General features: G+C 69.9%; 19 protein-coding genes and 1 tRNA gene. 13 read left to right on the forward strand and 7 right to left on the reverse strand.

Translation table 11 applies throughout. The features are described 5' to 3' along the window. Positions 1-10: 10 nt before the first annotated feature. The 7 genes from AB0K11_RS09585 to AB0K11_RS09615 all read left to right on the forward strand — a co-directional run bounded on the left by AB0K11_RS09585 (position 11) and on the right by AB0K11_RS09615 (position 6,044). Positions 11-1,081, forward strand: a complete 1,071-nt coding sequence (locus tag AB0K11_RS09585; RefSeq protein WP_364975184.1) for a diacylglycerol kinase — start codon at positions 11-13, stop codon at positions 1,079-1,081. Positions 1,082-1,122: 41 nt separating this feature from the next. Beyond that, the gene (locus AB0K11_RS09590) at positions 1,123-1,377 is read left to right on the forward strand and encodes a hypothetical protein (protein WP_364975186.1); all 255 of its coding nucleotides are present in this window, start codon (positions 1,123-1,125) and stop codon (positions 1,375-1,377) included. A 147-nt stretch (positions 1,378-1,524) separates the two neighbouring features. Further along, positions 1,525-2,751, forward strand: coding sequence for an Nramp family divalent metal transporter (locus AB0K11_RS09595; protein ID WP_364975188.1), 1,227 nt, complete (start codon positions 1,525-1,527; stop codon positions 2,749-2,751). A 73-nt stretch (positions 2,752-2,824) separates the two neighbouring features. Next, positions 2,825-3,895 carry a poly-gamma-glutamate hydrolase family protein gene (locus AB0K11_RS09600; protein WP_364975191.1) on the forward strand — a complete coding sequence of 357 codons (1,071 nt, stop codon included), beginning with the start codon at positions 2,825-2,827 and terminating at the stop codon, positions 3,893-3,895. A 78-nt stretch (positions 3,896-3,973) separates the two neighbouring features. Beyond that, complete coding sequence (locus AB0K11_RS09605) at positions 3,974-4,762, forward strand: DUF1365 family protein (RefSeq protein ID WP_364976725.1); 789 nt, start codon at positions 3,974-3,976, stop codon at positions 4,760-4,762. Further along, positions 4,759-5,340, forward strand: coding sequence for a sigma-70 family RNA polymerase sigma factor (locus AB0K11_RS09610; protein ID WP_264010763.1), 582 nt, complete (start codon positions 4,759-4,761; stop codon positions 5,338-5,340). The genes AB0K11_RS09605 and AB0K11_RS09610 overlap by 4 nt, the downstream gene beginning before the upstream one ends. Further along, complete coding sequence (locus AB0K11_RS09615; protein ID WP_364975194.1) at positions 5,337-6,044, forward strand: anti-sigma factor; 708 nt, start codon at positions 5,337-5,339, stop codon at positions 6,042-6,044. Before AB0K11_RS09610 ends, AB0K11_RS09615 begins: the two co-directional genes overlap by 4 nt. Here AB0K11_RS09615 and AB0K11_RS09620 read toward each other — a convergent pair. After that, a complete protein-coding gene (locus AB0K11_RS09620) occupies positions 6,041-7,141 on the reverse strand; it encodes a glutamate--cysteine ligase (RefSeq protein WP_364975196.1) in 1,101 nt (366 codons plus the stop codon). The two genes, AB0K11_RS09615 and AB0K11_RS09620, sit on opposite strands and share 4 nt — an antisense overlap. A 176-nt stretch (positions 7,142-7,317) precedes the next feature. Between AB0K11_RS09620 and AB0K11_RS09625 the strand changes: the two genes are divergently transcribed. Next, on the forward strand, positions 7,318-8,142 hold the full coding sequence (locus tag AB0K11_RS09625; protein WP_364975198.1) for a TIGR03621 family F420-dependent LLM class oxidoreductase: 825 nt from the start codon (positions 7,318-7,320) through the stop codon (positions 8,140-8,142). On the opposite strand, the gene AB0K11_RS09630 is transcribed toward AB0K11_RS09625, so the two are convergent. The 3 genes from AB0K11_RS09630 to AB0K11_RS09640 are packed head-to-tail and all read right to left on the reverse strand — an operon-like array spanning position 8,139 to position 9,705. Further along, positions 8,139-8,408, reverse strand: coding sequence for a cytochrome C oxidase subunit IV family protein (locus AB0K11_RS09630; RefSeq protein ID WP_364975200.1), 270 nt, complete (start codon positions 8,406-8,408; stop codon positions 8,139-8,141). The two genes, AB0K11_RS09625 and AB0K11_RS09630, sit on opposite strands and share 4 nt — an antisense overlap. After that, the gene (locus AB0K11_RS09635) at positions 8,405-8,995 is read right to left on the reverse strand and encodes a cytochrome c oxidase subunit 3 (protein ID WP_364975203.1); all 591 of its coding nucleotides are present in this window, start codon (positions 8,993-8,995) and stop codon (positions 8,405-8,407) included. The genes AB0K11_RS09630 and AB0K11_RS09635 overlap by 4 nt, the downstream gene beginning before the upstream one ends. Next, positions 8,992-9,705 carry a hypothetical protein gene (locus AB0K11_RS09640; protein WP_364975206.1) on the reverse strand — a complete coding sequence of 238 codons (714 nt, stop codon included), beginning with the start codon at positions 9,703-9,705 and terminating at the stop codon, positions 8,992-8,994. Before AB0K11_RS09640 ends, AB0K11_RS09635 begins: the two co-directional genes overlap by 4 nt. Before the next feature lie 102 nt (positions 9,706-9,807). Here AB0K11_RS09640 and AB0K11_RS09645 point away from each other — a divergent pair. The 3 genes from AB0K11_RS09645 to AB0K11_RS09655 all read left to right on the forward strand — a co-directional run bounded on the left by AB0K11_RS09645 (position 9,808) and on the right by AB0K11_RS09655 (position 11,148). After that, positions 9,808-9,883 (forward strand) — tRNA-Arg (locus AB0K11_RS09645). Between the two features lie 106 nt (positions 9,884-9,989). Next, positions 9,990-10,466: a hypothetical protein gene (locus tag AB0K11_RS09650; RefSeq protein WP_364975209.1), complete on the forward strand. Its 477-nt coding sequence runs from the start codon at positions 9,990-9,992 to the stop codon at positions 10,464-10,466. A gap of 1 nt (position 10,467) precedes the next feature. Beyond that, entirely contained in the window at positions 10,468-11,148 is a 681-nt protein-coding gene (locus AB0K11_RS09655; RefSeq protein ID WP_364975211.1) for an esterase, read from the forward strand. Between the two features lie 75 nt (positions 11,149-11,223). Here AB0K11_RS09655 and AB0K11_RS09660 read toward each other — a convergent pair whose 3' ends face one another. Further along, positions 11,224-11,904, reverse strand: a complete 681-nt coding sequence (locus AB0K11_RS09660; protein WP_364975214.1) for an SDR family oxidoreductase — start codon at positions 11,902-11,904, stop codon at positions 11,224-11,226. Between the two features lie 119 nt (positions 11,905-12,023). Further along, a complete protein-coding gene (locus AB0K11_RS09665; RefSeq protein WP_364975217.1) occupies positions 12,024-12,467 on the reverse strand; it encodes a VOC family protein in 444 nt (147 codons plus the stop codon). 227 nt (positions 12,468-12,694) lie between these two features. On the opposite strand from AB0K11_RS09665, the gene AB0K11_RS09670 reads away from it, so the two are divergent. Continuing rightward, on the forward strand, positions 12,695-13,510 hold the full coding sequence (locus AB0K11_RS09670) for an enoyl-CoA hydratase/isomerase family protein (protein WP_364975220.1): 816 nt from the start codon (positions 12,695-12,697) through the stop codon (positions 13,508-13,510). Between the two features lie 9 nt (positions 13,511-13,519). Next, a complete protein-coding gene (locus AB0K11_RS09675) occupies positions 13,520-14,344 on the forward strand; it encodes an MBL fold metallo-hydrolase (protein WP_364975223.1) in 825 nt (274 codons plus the stop codon). Here the strand turns inward: AB0K11_RS09675 and AB0K11_RS09680 are convergent. Next, entirely contained in the window at positions 14,341-15,252 is a 912-nt protein-coding gene (locus tag AB0K11_RS09680; protein ID WP_364975225.1) for a LysR family transcriptional regulator, read from the reverse strand. The genes AB0K11_RS09675 and AB0K11_RS09680 overlap by 4 nt on opposite strands. Positions 15,253-15,370 lie beyond the last annotated feature (118 nt).

Below are 15,370 nucleotides of genomic sequence, written 5' to 3' on the forward strand. Positions count from 1 at the left end.
GGACACGCCCATGACCATCAGAGTCGCGCAGATCGGCACCGGCAACGTCGGCGGCCATGCGCTCACACAGCTGATCAAAGACCCGCGGTTCGAACTGGCGGGTGTGTGGGTGTCGTCCGAGGCGAAGGCGGGCAGGGATGCCGCCGAGCTGGTCGGACTGCCCGACGCGACCGGGGTGCTCACCACGAACGACCTCGACGAGATCCTCGCCGGGAAGCCGGATTGCGCGGTGTACACCGCGATGGCGGACAACCGGCTGCCCGAGGCGCTGGAGGACTACCGGCGCATCCTGTCGGCCGGTGTGAACGTCGTCGGCAGCGGACCGGTGTTCCTCCAGTACCCGTGGCAGGTGCTGCCGCCCGAGCTCGTCGACCCGATCGAGACGGCCACCCGCGAGGGCGGCTCGAGCCTGTTCGTCAACGGCATCGATCCCGGTTTCGCCAACGACCTGCTTCCCCTCGCGCTGGCCGGCACCTGCCAGAGCATCGAGCAGGTCCGGTGCATGGAGATCATCAACTACGACACCTACGACAGCGCCACGGTGATGTTCGACGTGATGGGCTTCGGCAAGGCGCTCGACGACCTCCCGATGCTGCTGCAGCCCGGGGTGCTGAGCCTGGCGTGGGGTTCGGTGATCCGGCAGCTCGCCGCGGGCCTCGGTATCGAACTCGACGAGGTCACCGAGACCTACGAACGGGTGCCCGCACCGGACGATTTCGACATCGCCTCCGGTCACATCGCGAAGGGCACCGCAGCCGCGTTGCGCTTCGAGGTGCGCGGCGTGAAGGACGGTGAGGTGGTCGTCGTGCTCGAACACGTCACCCGGCTGCGCGACGACCTCTGCCCCGAATGGCCCCAGCCGGCACAGGAGGGCGGGTCCTATCGCATCGAGGTCACCGGCGAGCCGACCTATGCGCTGGACCTCTGTCTGAGCAGCCCGAACGGCGACCACAACCACGCCGGTCTGGTCGCCACCGCCGCCCGGATCGTCAACGCGATCCCCGACGTGGTGGCCGCCGCGCCCGGCATCAGGACGACGCTCGACTTGCCCCTCAGTACCTGGAAAACCGCTGTACGCTGACTGAACGAACCCGGGGATCACCGAAAAGAAAGAGCGCGCACATGAGGACCACCCTCCGCTATCTCACACCGCTGCTCGCCGCAGGCGGTGCCGCCGTGGCCATCCTGGCCGCGCCGGCCGCAGGTGCCGCGCCCGGCATGCAGTGCGAGAACACCGGTGGCTCAGCGGCTCTGGGTGGCTCGTCGACCCTGTGCGAGTCACCGGGTAACGCACAGCTCAACGCCACGCCGCCCGTCTACGCCTACCCGTGGTCCGACGAGTACTACGGCCCGGCCATGATGATCGGCGGCTGGTAGCCGCGCGAACCGTCACCGGCCGCGCGGCGTGAACGCCGCCGGTCGGGGTATCGGGCATTCGAGCAATGCGGATGCCCGGCTTGACGGCTAGGTTTCGGTTAACCTAACTTTTCTATTCGCATCGCCGGATAGAGAAGAGGTTCGTTGGTGCTTCGAGACGCCGCCCCGCCGCTGAAGCCGGGTTTCCTGCTGCTCGGTCCCGCCTTCGTGGCCGCCATCGCCTACGTCGACCCGGGCAATGTCGCCGCCAACGTCAGCGCGGGCGCACAGTACGGATTCCTGCTGGTCTGGGTGATCGTGGTCGCCAACGTCATGGCAGGCCTGGTGCAGTACCTGTCGGCGAAACTGGGGCTCGTCACCGGCCGGACGCTGCCCGAGGCGGTGGCCGACCACACCCGCACCCCGACCCGCATCGCGTACTGGCTGCAGGCCGAACTCGTCGCGATGGCCACTGATCTCGCCGAGGTGGTGGGCGGCGCGATCGCCCTCTACCTGTTGTTCGACCTGCCGCTGCTGGTGGGCGGCGCGATCACCGGTCTGGTGTCACTGCTGCTGCTGGCGTTGCAGAACCGCCGCAGTCAGCAGGTGTTCGAGCGGGTCATCAGCGGTCTGTTGCTCGTCATCGCGATCGGATTCCTCACCAGCCTTTTCGTCGAGGCCCCCGCGGCGAGTGACGTTGCGAGCGGCCTGATCCCGCGCTTCGACGGCGCCGAGAGCGTGCTGCTGGCCACCGCGATGCTCGGCGCGACGGTGATGCCACACGCGGTGTACCTGCACTCCGGTCTGGCCCGCGACCGGCACGGCTGCCCCGACGCGGGCGCGCCGCGCCGCCGCTTACTGCGCATCACCCGTGTCGACGTCGCCCTGGCGATGCTCGTGGCGGGCGCGGTGAACCTCGCCATGCTGCTGGTCGCGGCCACCAACCTGCAGGGCATGGAGAACACCGACTCGATCGAAGGCGCCTACGCCGCCGTGCAGAACTCGCTCGGCCACACGGTTGCGCTGTTCTTCGCGGTCGGGTTGCTGGCCTCCGGCCTGGCGTCGACCTCGGTCGGCGCCTACGCGGGCGCGATGATCATGCAGGGCCTGCTGCGGCGCTCCTATCCGCTGCTGTTGCGCCGTCTGGTCACCCTCGTCCCCGCACTCGCCATCCTGGCGATCGGGATCGACCCCAGCCGCGCCCTGGTGGTGTCGCAAGTGGTGCTGTCGTTCGGCATCCCGTTCGCGCTGATCCCGCTGATCCGGCTGACCGCGAACCGGACGCTGATGGGCGACGACGCCAACCACCGGGTGACCACCGCGCTCGGCTGGCTGGTCGCCGTGCTGATCAGCGTGCTCAACGTCGTGCTGATCTACCTGACCGTCAGAGGTTGAGCCCGGACGGCGACCGGCCGTCCGCGCGGTAAAGTCATGAATCAGTGCTCATCTATTCCAGCGTCACGGGCTGATGCGTCCCGCGCACACCTATTTCGCGTACGGGTCCAACCTGTGCGTGCGGCAGATGGCGCAGCGATGCCCGGGCGCCGTCGACCCGCGGCCGGCGACACTGGCCGACCATGACTGGCTGATCAACGAACGCGGCGTGGCCACGGTCGAACCGTTCGACGGCTCAGAGGTGCACGGTGTGCTGTGGCGGCTCACCGACCACGACCTGGCCACGCTGGACAGCGCCGAGGGCGTCCCCGTGCGGTACCGACGCGACCGGATGACGGTGAACACCGACGACGGGCCGGCCGAGGCGTGGGTCTACATCGACCACCGGGTCGAGCCCGGCCCTCCGAGGCCCGGCTATCTCGAGCGCATCATCGACGGCGCCGAGCATCACGGGCTGCCGCACCGCTGGGTCGAGTTCCTCCGCCGGTGGGATCCGGCGCACTGGCCGAGCCGTGCGGGCTCGGCGAAAGGCGAAGGACCGCAGTCACTTTCCGAGCTGCTTGCCGACCGTGCCGTCGTCGAGGACAGCACCCTGCGATCGCGCTTCGGCTTCCTCGCCATCCACGGCGGCGGTCTGGAGCAGATGACCGACGTCATCGCCGAGCGCGCCGCCGAGGCCGCAGGCGCATCGGTGTACGTGGTGCGCCACCCCGACCACTACCCGCATCACCTGCCGTCCGCGCGCTACCTCGCCGCGGAGTCCCCGCGCCTCGCCGAGTTCCTCGACCATGTCGAGGTCGCGGTGTCGCTGCACGGGTACGGCCGCATCGGCCGCAGCACGCAGTTGCTGGCCGGCGGGCTCAACCGCGCGCTGGCCGGGCATGTGGCCGAGCACGTCGAGGTGCCCGGCTACCAGGTCGTCACCGATCTCGACGCGATCCCGCGGGAGCTCCGGGGGCTGCACCCGGACAACCCGGTCAACAGGGTGCGCGGCGGCGGAACCCAACTCGAACTGACACCGCGGGTGCGCGGCCTCAGTCCCCGCAGCCCGCTGCCCGCCGACGACGGCCTGTCACCGGCGACATCGGCGCTGGTACAGGGGCTCGTCGCGGCCGCAAGGACCTGGCGGCCGCCCGCACCGTAGCGACCCGACGATCACATCCACGCCCGCGGCCATCCGTGCGCGCAGCGACTCCGAATACCGGGTGTGGAAAGTTCATGCATCGCGCAGGCCCCTGCGCTGTACCGGACCCGGGTGACGCATCTGCGCCGTTCACCGGTGCACCACTACTTCGAGCACAGTGGCTACTGCTGGTACGTCGACGTCGACGAACTGCCGCGGCTGCCGCGCTGGCTGCGGCCGTTCGCCCGGTTCGAGGCCGACGACCACTTCACCGGCGGCCCGAACGAATCACTGCGGCACCGCATCGACAGGTTCCTCGCCGAGCGCGACATCGACCTGCGCGGAGGCCGGATCACCGCGCTGCTGCAGGCCCGGGTCCTGGGCTACGTGTACAACCCGTTGTCGCTGTACTGGTGCCACGACGCCGACGGCACCCTGCGCCACGTCATCGCCGAGGTGCACAACACCCATGGTGAGCGGCACGCCTACCTGCTGCCGCCGTCGGGCGAGCAGCCCGTCATGGTGCGCAAGCGGATCTACGCCTCGGCGTTCAACGGGGTCGACGGCTACTACCTGGTGCGCGCACCGCGCCCGGCCGACGCCGTCGACGTGTCGATCTCCCTGCACCGCGACCAGCACCCGGCCTTCGTGGCCACCCTGCGCGGCACGCGGCGCTCCGCGGGCGCCGCACAGGTGCTGCGGATGCAGCTGACGGCGCCCGCGGCGCCGCTGATGGGCCGCTGGAGCATGAAGGTGCAGGGCGCCCTGCTGTGGCTGCGGCGGGTGCCGGTGGTGCCGCGACATGCCGAAGGATGTCCGGTGACGCATGAAACCGATTCGCCCGCAACGCCTCTGATCGCACGCGAGTCCAGATCGCAATTATTATGACGTTGCTGCTGTGTCCGGTTAGGCTACCGCTCGTGACCACCGACCTCGACGATTTGCTGCGTCGGGTCGCACAGCGGGACGCCGACGCGTTCGCCACGTTCTACGACCAGACCCGCTCCCGGGTGTTCGGCATGGTCACCCGAGTGCTGCGCGACCCCGGATACAGCGAAGAGACCACGCAGGACGTCTACCTGCAGGTCTGGCGGTCAGCCGGTAACTACGACCCGACCGCCGGCTCTCCCCTGGCGTGGCTGCTCACTCTCGCGCACCGCCGTGCAGTCGACCGGGTCCGCTCCGAACAGGCGGGATCCGTGCGCGAGTCGCGCTATGGCGCCGCCACCGTCGAGCCGCCCGTCGACCACGTCGCCGAGGCAGCGATCAACCACGACGAGCGCCGCCGGGTCACCGCCTGCCTGGACTCGCTCACCGAGGTGCAGCGCGAGGCGATCCAGCTGGCCTACTACGACGGGATGACCTACGTCCAGGTCTCCGAGCGGCTGTCGGCGAACCTGGCCACCATCAAGTCACGGATGCGCGACGCGATCCGCGGACTGCGCCGCTGCCTGGGGGTCTCATGACCGCGCCGATGGAACACGAGCTGATCGAGCTCGCGACTCCGTATGCGCTGCATGCGATTCCCGAGTCCGACCTCGACGACGTCGAGCGGCGCCTTGCCGACGCCCCGCCAGAGGTGGTGCGCGCCTTCGACGACGAGGTGCGCGCCGTGCGGGAGATCATGGCGGTGCTCTCGGCCGGCACGGCGGTCGACCCGCCGGATCAGCTGCGGGACCGCGTGCTCGGCGTCGTGGCCGACGACCCGGTACGCGAACTGCGGCCGAGACGCTGGCAGAAGGCGGTGCTCGCGGCGGCCGCGGTGCTGGTGATCGGGCTCGGCGCACTCGGCGTCGGGTACGCGTTGCGGCCCGCGCCGAGTCCGTCGACCGCCGAGCAGGTGTTCGCCGCGCCCGACGTGCGCACGGTGTCGGGGCCGATCCCGACCGGCGGCACGGCGACGCTGGTGTTCTCGCGCGACCGCAACGCGGGCGTGCTGGTGATGAACAACGTCGCGCCGCCCGCGCAGGGCACGGTCTACCAGATGTGGCTGGTCGGGTCCGAGGGTGCGGAGTCCGCCGGCACCATGGACGCCAAGGCTGTCGCGCCGTCGACCACCGCGGTGCTGCCCGATCTCGGGAACTCGGACGCGCTGGCCTTCACCGTCGAACCCGGCTCGGGCTCACAGGCGCCCACCACCCCGGTGTTCGCCGAACTACCGCTGGTTTAACACCCCGACAGCGTCGCCGTCGCCGCCTCGTCGATGACGTCGGCCACGTCGTGGCGCCTGCGCCAGGCGGCACGCTGGCGCATCGCGCCGTTGCCCTGCTCGGCGATGCGGTCCAGTTCGGCCCGCACCAGGTCCTCGTCGCCGACGGCCCGCAGCGCCGGTGCGATCCGGTCGACGAAGGCCCGCAGCAGGTCGACGGCCGGCGCCGGTGAATGCGCGTCGAACAGATCGACGGCCTGCCCGTCGAGGCCGTCACGCGCCGACTTCCAGTACGCCGCGGCCAGGGCGTGCGGGGAGATGCGCGGCAACCCCGTACCACTGCGCTCGTCGTCGAGTGCCGTCATCACCGCGGCGCGGGTCAGCGCTGCCAGCAGCACGGTCTCGTCCACCGTGGCGGGCACGTCGGACACCCGCACCTCGACGGTCGGGAAGTTCGCCGACGGCCGGACGTCCCAATAGACCATGCCGTCGTCGAGCATGGCGCCGGCGTGCTGCATCATCTGCACCACCGCGTCGTACTCGTCGACCGACTCGAAGTGCGGCGGCGGCCCGGCGCTGGGCCAGCGCGACCACAGCACCTGACGCCAGCTGGCGTGCCCGCTGTCGGCGTTGCGGTAGACCGCCGAGTTGGCGGTCAGCGCCAGCAGCAGCGGCAGCCACGGCCGAAGCCGGTTGCTCACCCGGATCGCCGCCTCGCGGGTCGGCACCGCGACGTGCACGTGGCAGCCGCAGATGCCCTGTTCGTGGGCGATCATCCCGAACATGTCCGCGATCTTGCGGTATCGCGGCGAGTCGGTGATCGGGAAGTGGTGCGGAACGGTGGGAGGCAGCCCGACGGCGAGCAACCGTGCGCCGGCCGCGTCGGCGGAGCGGCCGGCGATCCGCCGCAGCCGGGTCAGCTGCTCACGAAGATCGGCGGTGCTGCCGGCCACCTCGGTGGCGGTCTCGACCTGGCAGGAAGTCAGCTCGAGCTGAAGGTCGACGCCGTCGGCGGCGGCGAGTTCGGCGACGCGGCGGTTGTAGGGGACCGGTTCGCCCGAGTCCGGGTCGACGAGGAGGAACTCCTCCTCGACGCCGACGGTGGGATGGGTGGACATCGGGCCTGCGGTCTCTCCGAAATATTGATCCGGCCCGCCGGAGTACTCACAACGGGCCGGATCTGGTGGTGGTTCGGGGGGTCCGCACCGCGGTGAGGCGAACCGTGCGGATCATTTGTGCCCACTTCCCGCGAGAGTCAAACATCCGGATCCGGGCGACCTCCTACGATCGACTGATGCCGCGGGATCTCCGATTCGGACTCGGTCTGCACGCCGCCCGGTCACTGGCGAAAGTGCAGGACACTGCGCGGCGCACCGAGGATCTCGGCTTCGACGTGCTGCACGTGCCCGACCATCTGGGCGCCCCGGCGCCGTTCCCCGCGCTGATGGCCGCCGCGGCGGCCACCCGCACGCTGCGGCTGGGGACGTTCGTGCTGAACGCCGGCTTCTACCGGCCGGCGCTGCTGGCCCGCGACATCGCGGCGCTGCACGACCTCAGCGGCGGGCGGTTCGAGGCGGGCCTGGGCACCGGGTACGTACGGGAGGAGTTCGAGGCCGCCGAGCTGCCGTACCCGAGCGCGGGAGCACGCGTCGACCACCTGGCGCATGTCACCGGATATCTGCGCGAACACCTGCCCAGCGTGCCGATCCTCATCGCCGGCAACGGCGACCGGGTGCTCACCCTCGCTGCCCGCAGGGCCGACATCATCGGGCTGACCGGTGGCGACCGCCCGGCGTCCGGCGACGAGGACCCGCTCGCCGAGCGGATCGCGTTCGTGCGGGCCGCCGCGGGCGACCGGTTCGCCGAGCTGGAACTCAACCTCGCCGTGACGGCGATGCCGGTCGACGGCTCCGAGCTGCCCGACCTGTCGATCCCGCGACACTTCCTGCCCGAGCTGACCGACGAGCAGCTGCTGCGCCATCCTGGCACGCTGTCCGGGTCGACGCGCGACATGGCCGACCGCATCCGCGGCTACCGCGACGACTACGGCATCTCCTACATCATCGTGCAGGCGCCGCACGCCGACGCGTTCGCGAAGGTGATCGCCGAACTGCGCTAGTACCAGAGGTACAGCCCGCTGAGCACCGCCCACACGGCGATGCAGTAGACCTCGAAGACCGCGCGCAACGCCACCGGTGCGCGGCGCAGTTCCATGAAGTCCAGGCCGACGAGCCGCACCTTGACGGCCGCGATGGCGAGCACGACCACGGCGACGGTCGAGCCGGTGCCGTGCTCGGCGCCGACCGCCCACGAGACGACGGTGGCGGCGATCAGCAGTAGCCACGTCACGCCCGCGCGGTTGCGAACCAGCTGCAGCACCGTCATGACACCAGGTACAGCAGCGCGAACAGGAAGATCCACAGCAGGTCGACCAGGTGCCAGAAGCAGGCGCCGCCCTCGACGAGCGCCATCCTGTTGGCGCTCAGCTCGGCCCTGCGGGTCTGCGTCCACACGAAGGTCAGTGCGACCAGGCCGAGGCCGACGTGGAACAGGTGCAGGCCGGTCAGGATGAAGTAGTAGAGGTAGAAGTCGCCCGCCCCCGCGCCGTGGCCGGCGGAGACCAGCGCGGTGTACTCGTAGACCTTCAGGCCGGCGAAGACGAGGCCGCAGCCGATCGCGGCGGTGACGGCACCCGTGGCGATCGAACGGGCTCCGGTGCGCACGGCGCCGAGAGCGACGACCACGCACAGCGAACTGGTCAGCAGCACCAGCGTGTTGAGCAGCCCGACCCCGATGTGCAATGTCGTGCGTGCGGCGTCGAAGGCCTCGGGCGTCCGGCCGCGGGCGACCATGAAGGTGACGAAGAAGACGCCGAACACCAGCATGTCGCCGAACAGGAAGACCCATGTGCCTGCCTCGCCGGGGATGCGCCGGGCGTCGGAGTCCACGGGCGCGGCGGCCGCGGCCGTCACGGCACGAGGGCCGGCGATGCGGCGGCCTGCTCGGCCGAGATCGAGCGCAGCATGACGACCGTCGTCGCCACGATCCAGATCACCAGCACCAGGCCGGGTAGGTAGAAGGCGAACACGCCGTTCCACGCCAGCGGGCCGTCGTTGAAGACCACGACGACGCATCCCGGCAGCGACAGGGTGGCCACCCACAGGTTGAGGTAGCCGTACCAGCGCGGGAAGGTCGGCGGGTCCGCCTTGTCGATGAAGGACGCCACCGCCAGCGTGATGTTCTGCACCACGATCGTGCCGACGATGCCGATGAACCACAGCCAGAACAGGTCGTTGAGGGCCCGGGTGATCTCGGGTGGGCGGTCCTCGGGCCGAAAAGCGGCTGCCGCCAACATCATCAGCGGGAAAATCAGCGCGGGCACGAAGATGGTCGCGGCGAACACCTGGGTGACCGAGAGCATGCCCCAGCCGCCTTCGGCGCGGCGGATGCGCAGCACGAGTGCGGCGAGGAAGGGCAGCGCGAGGACTGCGGTGAGCAGGGCGCCCGCGACGCCGAACCGGATCCACAGCTTGTGGTCGACGAAGAACGCCGCGATCTCGTCGGCCGACGCCGTCGGCGAGAGCGGCGGGAACAGCCGCGCCAGCCCGGAGAAACAGGTGCCGTAGAGCAGGATCATCACTGTTCCCGACCAGGCGCCGACGCGTTGCATCCTCAGCTCCACGTCGGCAGGCTACCGGCCGATACCGAACGTTTTGACAATTTTGCCGAAACTCCCGCGTGGCGAGCGGACTGCGCGGGGGCGGTAAACTCTCACGCGGTCCCCGCCCCCGTAGCTCAGGGGATAGAGCACGGCTCTCCTAAAGCCGGTGTCGCATGTTCGAATCATGCCGGGGGCACCACTCGACGATTCAGCGATCTTGGGATCGGTAGCCACGCGAACGGTGTCGGATGAGGGCATCGACGAAGCCGCTGGGGCGACGTCTGGGCGCGAGGAACCGCATTGACATGACGACCCCGAGACGCTTGGCCATCGCGGCGGCGACCGTCGCACTGGCAGCGATCAGCACGATGCCTGCGACGGCGCACGCCGACGAGCACCGGATGAACTTCACCACGCCGTCGGGGAACATCCGCTGCGTGTTGGACCGTGACCGCGGCGAGAGCCCTTACGTGATCTGCCAGCTGGAGAACGTCGACTACGTCGTGCCACCGGGAGTCGCCCACGACGCCGACGGCGCGCCGTGCCCGTCGGACACCGGGTCCGGCAACGACGTCATGCTCATGCAGGGCGAACCCGGCTACATCCGGTGCTCCTACGCGTCGATCAGCACGGGTGTCCCCGACTGGCCCACACTGGAATACGGCGACACGATCATCTCCGGTGCGATCGCCTGTGACAGCGAGTCGTCGGCGCTGACGTGCACCGACACCAGCAGCGGTCACTTCTTCCGGGTGTCACGCCTGGCATATGAGCTGGGCTGACATGCGAGCGCGACCGCACCTGGTCCTGGCCACCACCGTGGTGCTGGCCGGACTGTTCGGCAGCGGAACGGCGGCGGCGCAATCGACGTGCGACTCGCTCGCCGGAACGCTGGGTTCCGATCAGACCTGCCACGTCGAGGCCGCCGGCGCCGGCTACGAGGTCGACCTCTCGCTCCCCCACGGCTATCCCGATCAGCAGGCGTTGACGGACTACCTTGTCCCGCTTCGCGGCGACTTCATCGAGTTCGCCCAGTCGGGGCCCGTACACGACCGGCCGTACACGCTGACGGCGACGCCCACCACCTACCGATCCGGCGCCGGCACCGAATCGGTGGTCATCCAGCTGAGTCAGGACGCCGACCCGCACCCGGTGAGCTGGTACCGGGCGTTCAACTATGACCTCGGCAGTCACGCACCGATCACGCTCGACACCCTGTTCACCCCGGACGTACGACCAATGGACGTCGCCTTCCCCGCGGTTCGCCATGAACTGGAGAAGCGTTGGCAGCCTGAGGTACTGGCGGAGATGCTGGGGGACGTCGATGACGACACATTCGCGAACTTCGCGCTCACCGACGACGCGGTGATCTTCTTCTTCGGGCAGGGCCAACTGCTCGGGCATCCGGAGGGGCCACTCGAGGTCTCGGTGCCGCGGGCAGCGCTTGCGCCCTGGCTGGCCTGAGCGCGTCGTTGACTTTGCACCCAGGGCGCGATCCACTCGCAGTTCGACGCCCTCAGCGCAAAGTCAACGGGAGGGTCAGCGTGCCGGCGAGGACAGCGACGCCTTGGCGCCGCGCGTCATGTCGTCGCCGAGGATCTCGTTGTCGCCGGCGAGCACACCGTCGAGCGCGAGCTTGGCGATCACACCCGGGTCGCTCTTCTGGTCGGCCGGGATGTAGCTGACCATGTCGGTGTCCATGTATCCCACGTGCAGCGCGGCGACATGAATACCCTTGGGAGCGAGATCCGTTCGCACCGCGTCGGTCATCGCCCAGGCGGCGGCCTTCGCGGCCGAGTAGGCGCCGCTGGTCGGCGGATGCAGCCAGGACAGCACCGACAGCACGTTGAGGATCGCTCCCCCGCCGTTGCGTTCGATGACCGGGGCGAAGGCCCGGATCACCTGCAGGGTGCCGAAGTAGTGCGTCTCCATCTCCAGGCGGATGTCCTCGAGCGGCCCCTCGAGCACGGACGCGCGCGTCGACACGCCTGCGTTGTTCACCAGCAGGTTCACGTCGGTGGCGAATTCCGCGGCGCGACGGATCGATTCGGGATCGGTGATGTCGAGCTGCACGGGTACGACGCCCGGCAGGTCCACGGTGTCGGGGTTGCGCGCACCGGCGTAGACCTTTGCGCCGCGGGCGACCAGCTCGGCGGCGAACCGCCGGCCGAGTCCACGGTTGGCGCCCGATACCAGTGCGACGATGTTCTCGGTGTTCATGATGTGCCTCCATGGCATGTAGTTGTGGGATGTCTACGGCTGTCAGGGACAAGCCGCGCGACGGCCGGATCAATCCCGGAACCGCCGAAGATTGCAGCTAGCCGGAATGGGGCCGCCGGTCAGCGACCGGGGAGGCGCTCGGTGATCTCCTGCAGCACCCAGCCGTTGCCGTCCGGGTCCTGGAACGACGCGAACGAGCTGTAGCTGCGGCGCTCCGGATCGGGCCCCGGCACGCGGCCCGCCCCACCGGCCTGGTTGAACACGCCGGTGCCGTCGTGGAAGACCTCGCTCACCTCGACGCCGCGGGCTACCAGCTCGGCCCGGGCGGCCTCCACGTCGGTGACAACCAGATACAAATCCTGGGTGGAACCTGGCGTAGCCGTGCTGACGCCGGTGCCGAAGATGACCGAGGTCGGCGACCCTGGCGGAGTCACCTGCACCACCCGATATCCCTCGACCACAGGGAAATCCGCGTCCAACCGCCAGCCGAGCTTCTGGTAGAAGTCTCTCGCCCGGTCGACGTCGGACACCGGTAATACGACGACTTCGAGTTTCATGTCCATGACGGCTCCCTTGTCCTGGTTCGAGCCGTGGCGCGGTTGTCGCGGTTCGGACGTCTGTCCGGCGATTCTGTCACCGGAATGCACGCATGAACGTCGAATGACCGACGACTCATTCCCAGTGCCGGACAACCGCGGCGCGCCGGCGTCGGCCGTCGTAATCTCACCCTGCACACTCATCCGAACGGGAGCGACACATGACCGGTCCAGCACAGGCCGAACAGATTTCCGTGACCAGGCGATCGCCGGCCTACTGGCGGGTGACGTTCGACAACCCGCCCCTGAACATCTTCGGTCCCGAGACGCTGCCGCAGCTCGACGCCGTCGTCACCGCGTTGGAGGACGATGACGACGTCAAGGTGGTCGTCTTCGACAGTGCCGTCGACGGGTTCTTCCTGACGCACTACAACTTCCTCGCCGATCTCGAGGAGTCGACCCGCTACCCCGCGGGAAGCACCGGGCTGCAGGCACTTCCGGACATGCTCGCCCGGCTCAGCCGCGCCCCGGTGGTGTCCATCGCCGCCATCCGGGGTCGCGCCACCGGGGTCGGCAGCGAGCTCGCGCTGGCCAGCGACATGCGCTTCGCCAGCCGCGAGAAGGCGATCCTGTCGCAGTGGGAGGTGGGCGCCGGACTGGTGCCCGGGGGTGGTCCGATGGCCCGGTTGCCCCGGCTGATCGGCCGCGGACGAGCACTCGAGGTGCTGCTCGGCGCCGACGACGTCGACGGCGACCTCGCGCAGTTGTACGGCTACGTCAACCGCTCACTGCCCGACGCCGAACTCGACGCGTTCGTCGACGCGCTGGCCACCCGGATCGCGTCGTTCGACAAGCAGGCGATCGCCGAGACCAAGCACCTGGTGAACGTCAACAGCCTGCCTCCCGACGACGAGATCGCCCCCGAGTGGGACGCCTTCGTCGCCGCGCTCGGGCGTCCCGCAGCGCAGGCCCGGATCCAGAAGCTGTTCGAACGCGGCTTCCACCAACCCGGTGACGTCGAGACACGCCTGGGCCATCACGTCGGCCGGCTCGGCGATGCGGGCGACTAGGGCGTCCCGGTGAACGCCTCCCCGATCAGCGCCGCACGCCACACCTTCGCCGTCGGCGTGGTCGGCGGTCCCACCGTCGTCATCGACTACGGCCGAACGCGATTCGTCACCGATCCGACCTTCGACCAGCCACGCGACTACGGCGCCATGGCCAAGCTGACGCCACCCTCGGTGCCCGCCGCCGACCTCGGGCCCGTCGACGCCGTGCTGCTCAGCCATGACGACCACAACGACAACCTCGACATCGCCGGCCGGGAGTGGGCCACCACCGCGGTGCCCGCCATCGTGACCGGGCCCGGCGCCGCCAGCCGCCTCGGAGCGCAGGCACTCGGGCTGGCCACGTGGGCCACCACCGAACTCGCACGCGCCGACGGCGACGGGGTCATCACGCTCACCGCCGTGCCTGCCGTGCACGGTCCGCTGGACGGGACACGGGACGCCTCCGGTCATGTCAACGCCGAGGTCACCGGCTTCGTCCTACAGGCGGTCGGGCTGCCGACGGTGTACGTCAGCGGCGACAACGCCTCGCTGGCCCCGGTCGTCGAGATCGTCCGGCGGTTCCCCGACATCGACGTCGCGGTGCTGTTCGCCGGCGCGTCGCGGCTGCCCACCAAGAACCAGGGCCGTCCACTCACCCTCACCGGACCGCGCGCGGCGGACGTCGCTGCAGCACTTCGTGTTCCGCGCGTCGTGATCGCGCACATCGCCGGCTGGTCGATCTACAGCGAGACCATCGCCGACGTCCGGACGGCGTTCGACGAGGCGGGCATCGCCGACCGGCTGGTGCCCGGTGACGCCGGGTCCTGGTCGCTGCTCGACGGTCCAGCCGGTTAGGCCGGGGTCGGCCGGCCCGACGTCCCCCACCACTCGGCCGCGCCCCGCGTCGGGGGGCCGTCGGTGGCCAGCGCCGCGATCACGGCGTTGACGGCCGCGCGCGGCTCGTCGTCGCGCCACACCAGCCACCACGGCCAGTACGGCTGCGGGCGCACCACCGGCCTGCGCACCAGATCCGGCGGCAGTGAGCCGGTGCGATCCTTGGGCGAGTTCAGCACCGGGCGCCGGAGCCGCCGCACATGCTCGAAGAACGCCGTCCCGGTGATGCCGCCGTCGTCGATGCGCACCGCCTTCGCGCCGCTGTCGCGGGCGAAGCACTCGGCGTACCGGTTCCACGACGACCAGCTCGCCGAGTCCGCGTCGAGCAGCACGACGGTGTCGCGGGCGTCGACCTCCGACGCGTCGGGGCCGGGAGCCACCGCGTACAACCGGTCCGCTCCGATGATGTCGGCGCGCAGGCCGAGTGCGGTCAGGTCGCCCTCGTCCACCCAGCAGATCGCGAGGTCGATGGCCCGCTCGGCGACGCGAGCGGCCTGCGCGTGCGAGGGCATCACCCAGGTGTCGACGTGCAGCTGCGCGACGGCGGCGGTGCGCTCGACGAGATCGGCGGGCCGCCAGCTGACATAGCCGAGCCGGACCGGCTCCGTGTCGGCCAGCTGCACGGCCGCGTGCCGGAGATCGTCGGCGCGCGCCAGCAGGTCGCGGACCCTGGGCAGCAGTTCGGCACCTGTCGCCGTCAGCCTGACCGAGCGGCGGTCCCGGTCGAACAGCTGGACATGCAGGTCCCGTTCCAGCGCCTTGATCTGCTGGGACAGCGAAGGACCCGCGATGCGGAGGCGCTGCGCGGCGCGACCGAAGTTCAGCTCCTCGGCGACGGCGACGAAGTAGCGCAGTTGACGCAGCTCCACCGGCCGAGTCTAAGTGGTGGGAGGCTGCGCCTCCCAGCAACGAGGAAACCGGTCGTATCCAGCCGGACGCCCAGACGCTCAGAATCGGTTCCACGGAGCGACATCCGAACGGAAGGAA

It is taken from the genome of Mycobacterium sp. NPDC050551 (assembly GCF_040674075.1).
Taxonomy (GTDB): Bacteria; Actinomycetota; Actinomycetes; order Mycobacteriales; family Mycobacteriaceae; genus Mycobacterium.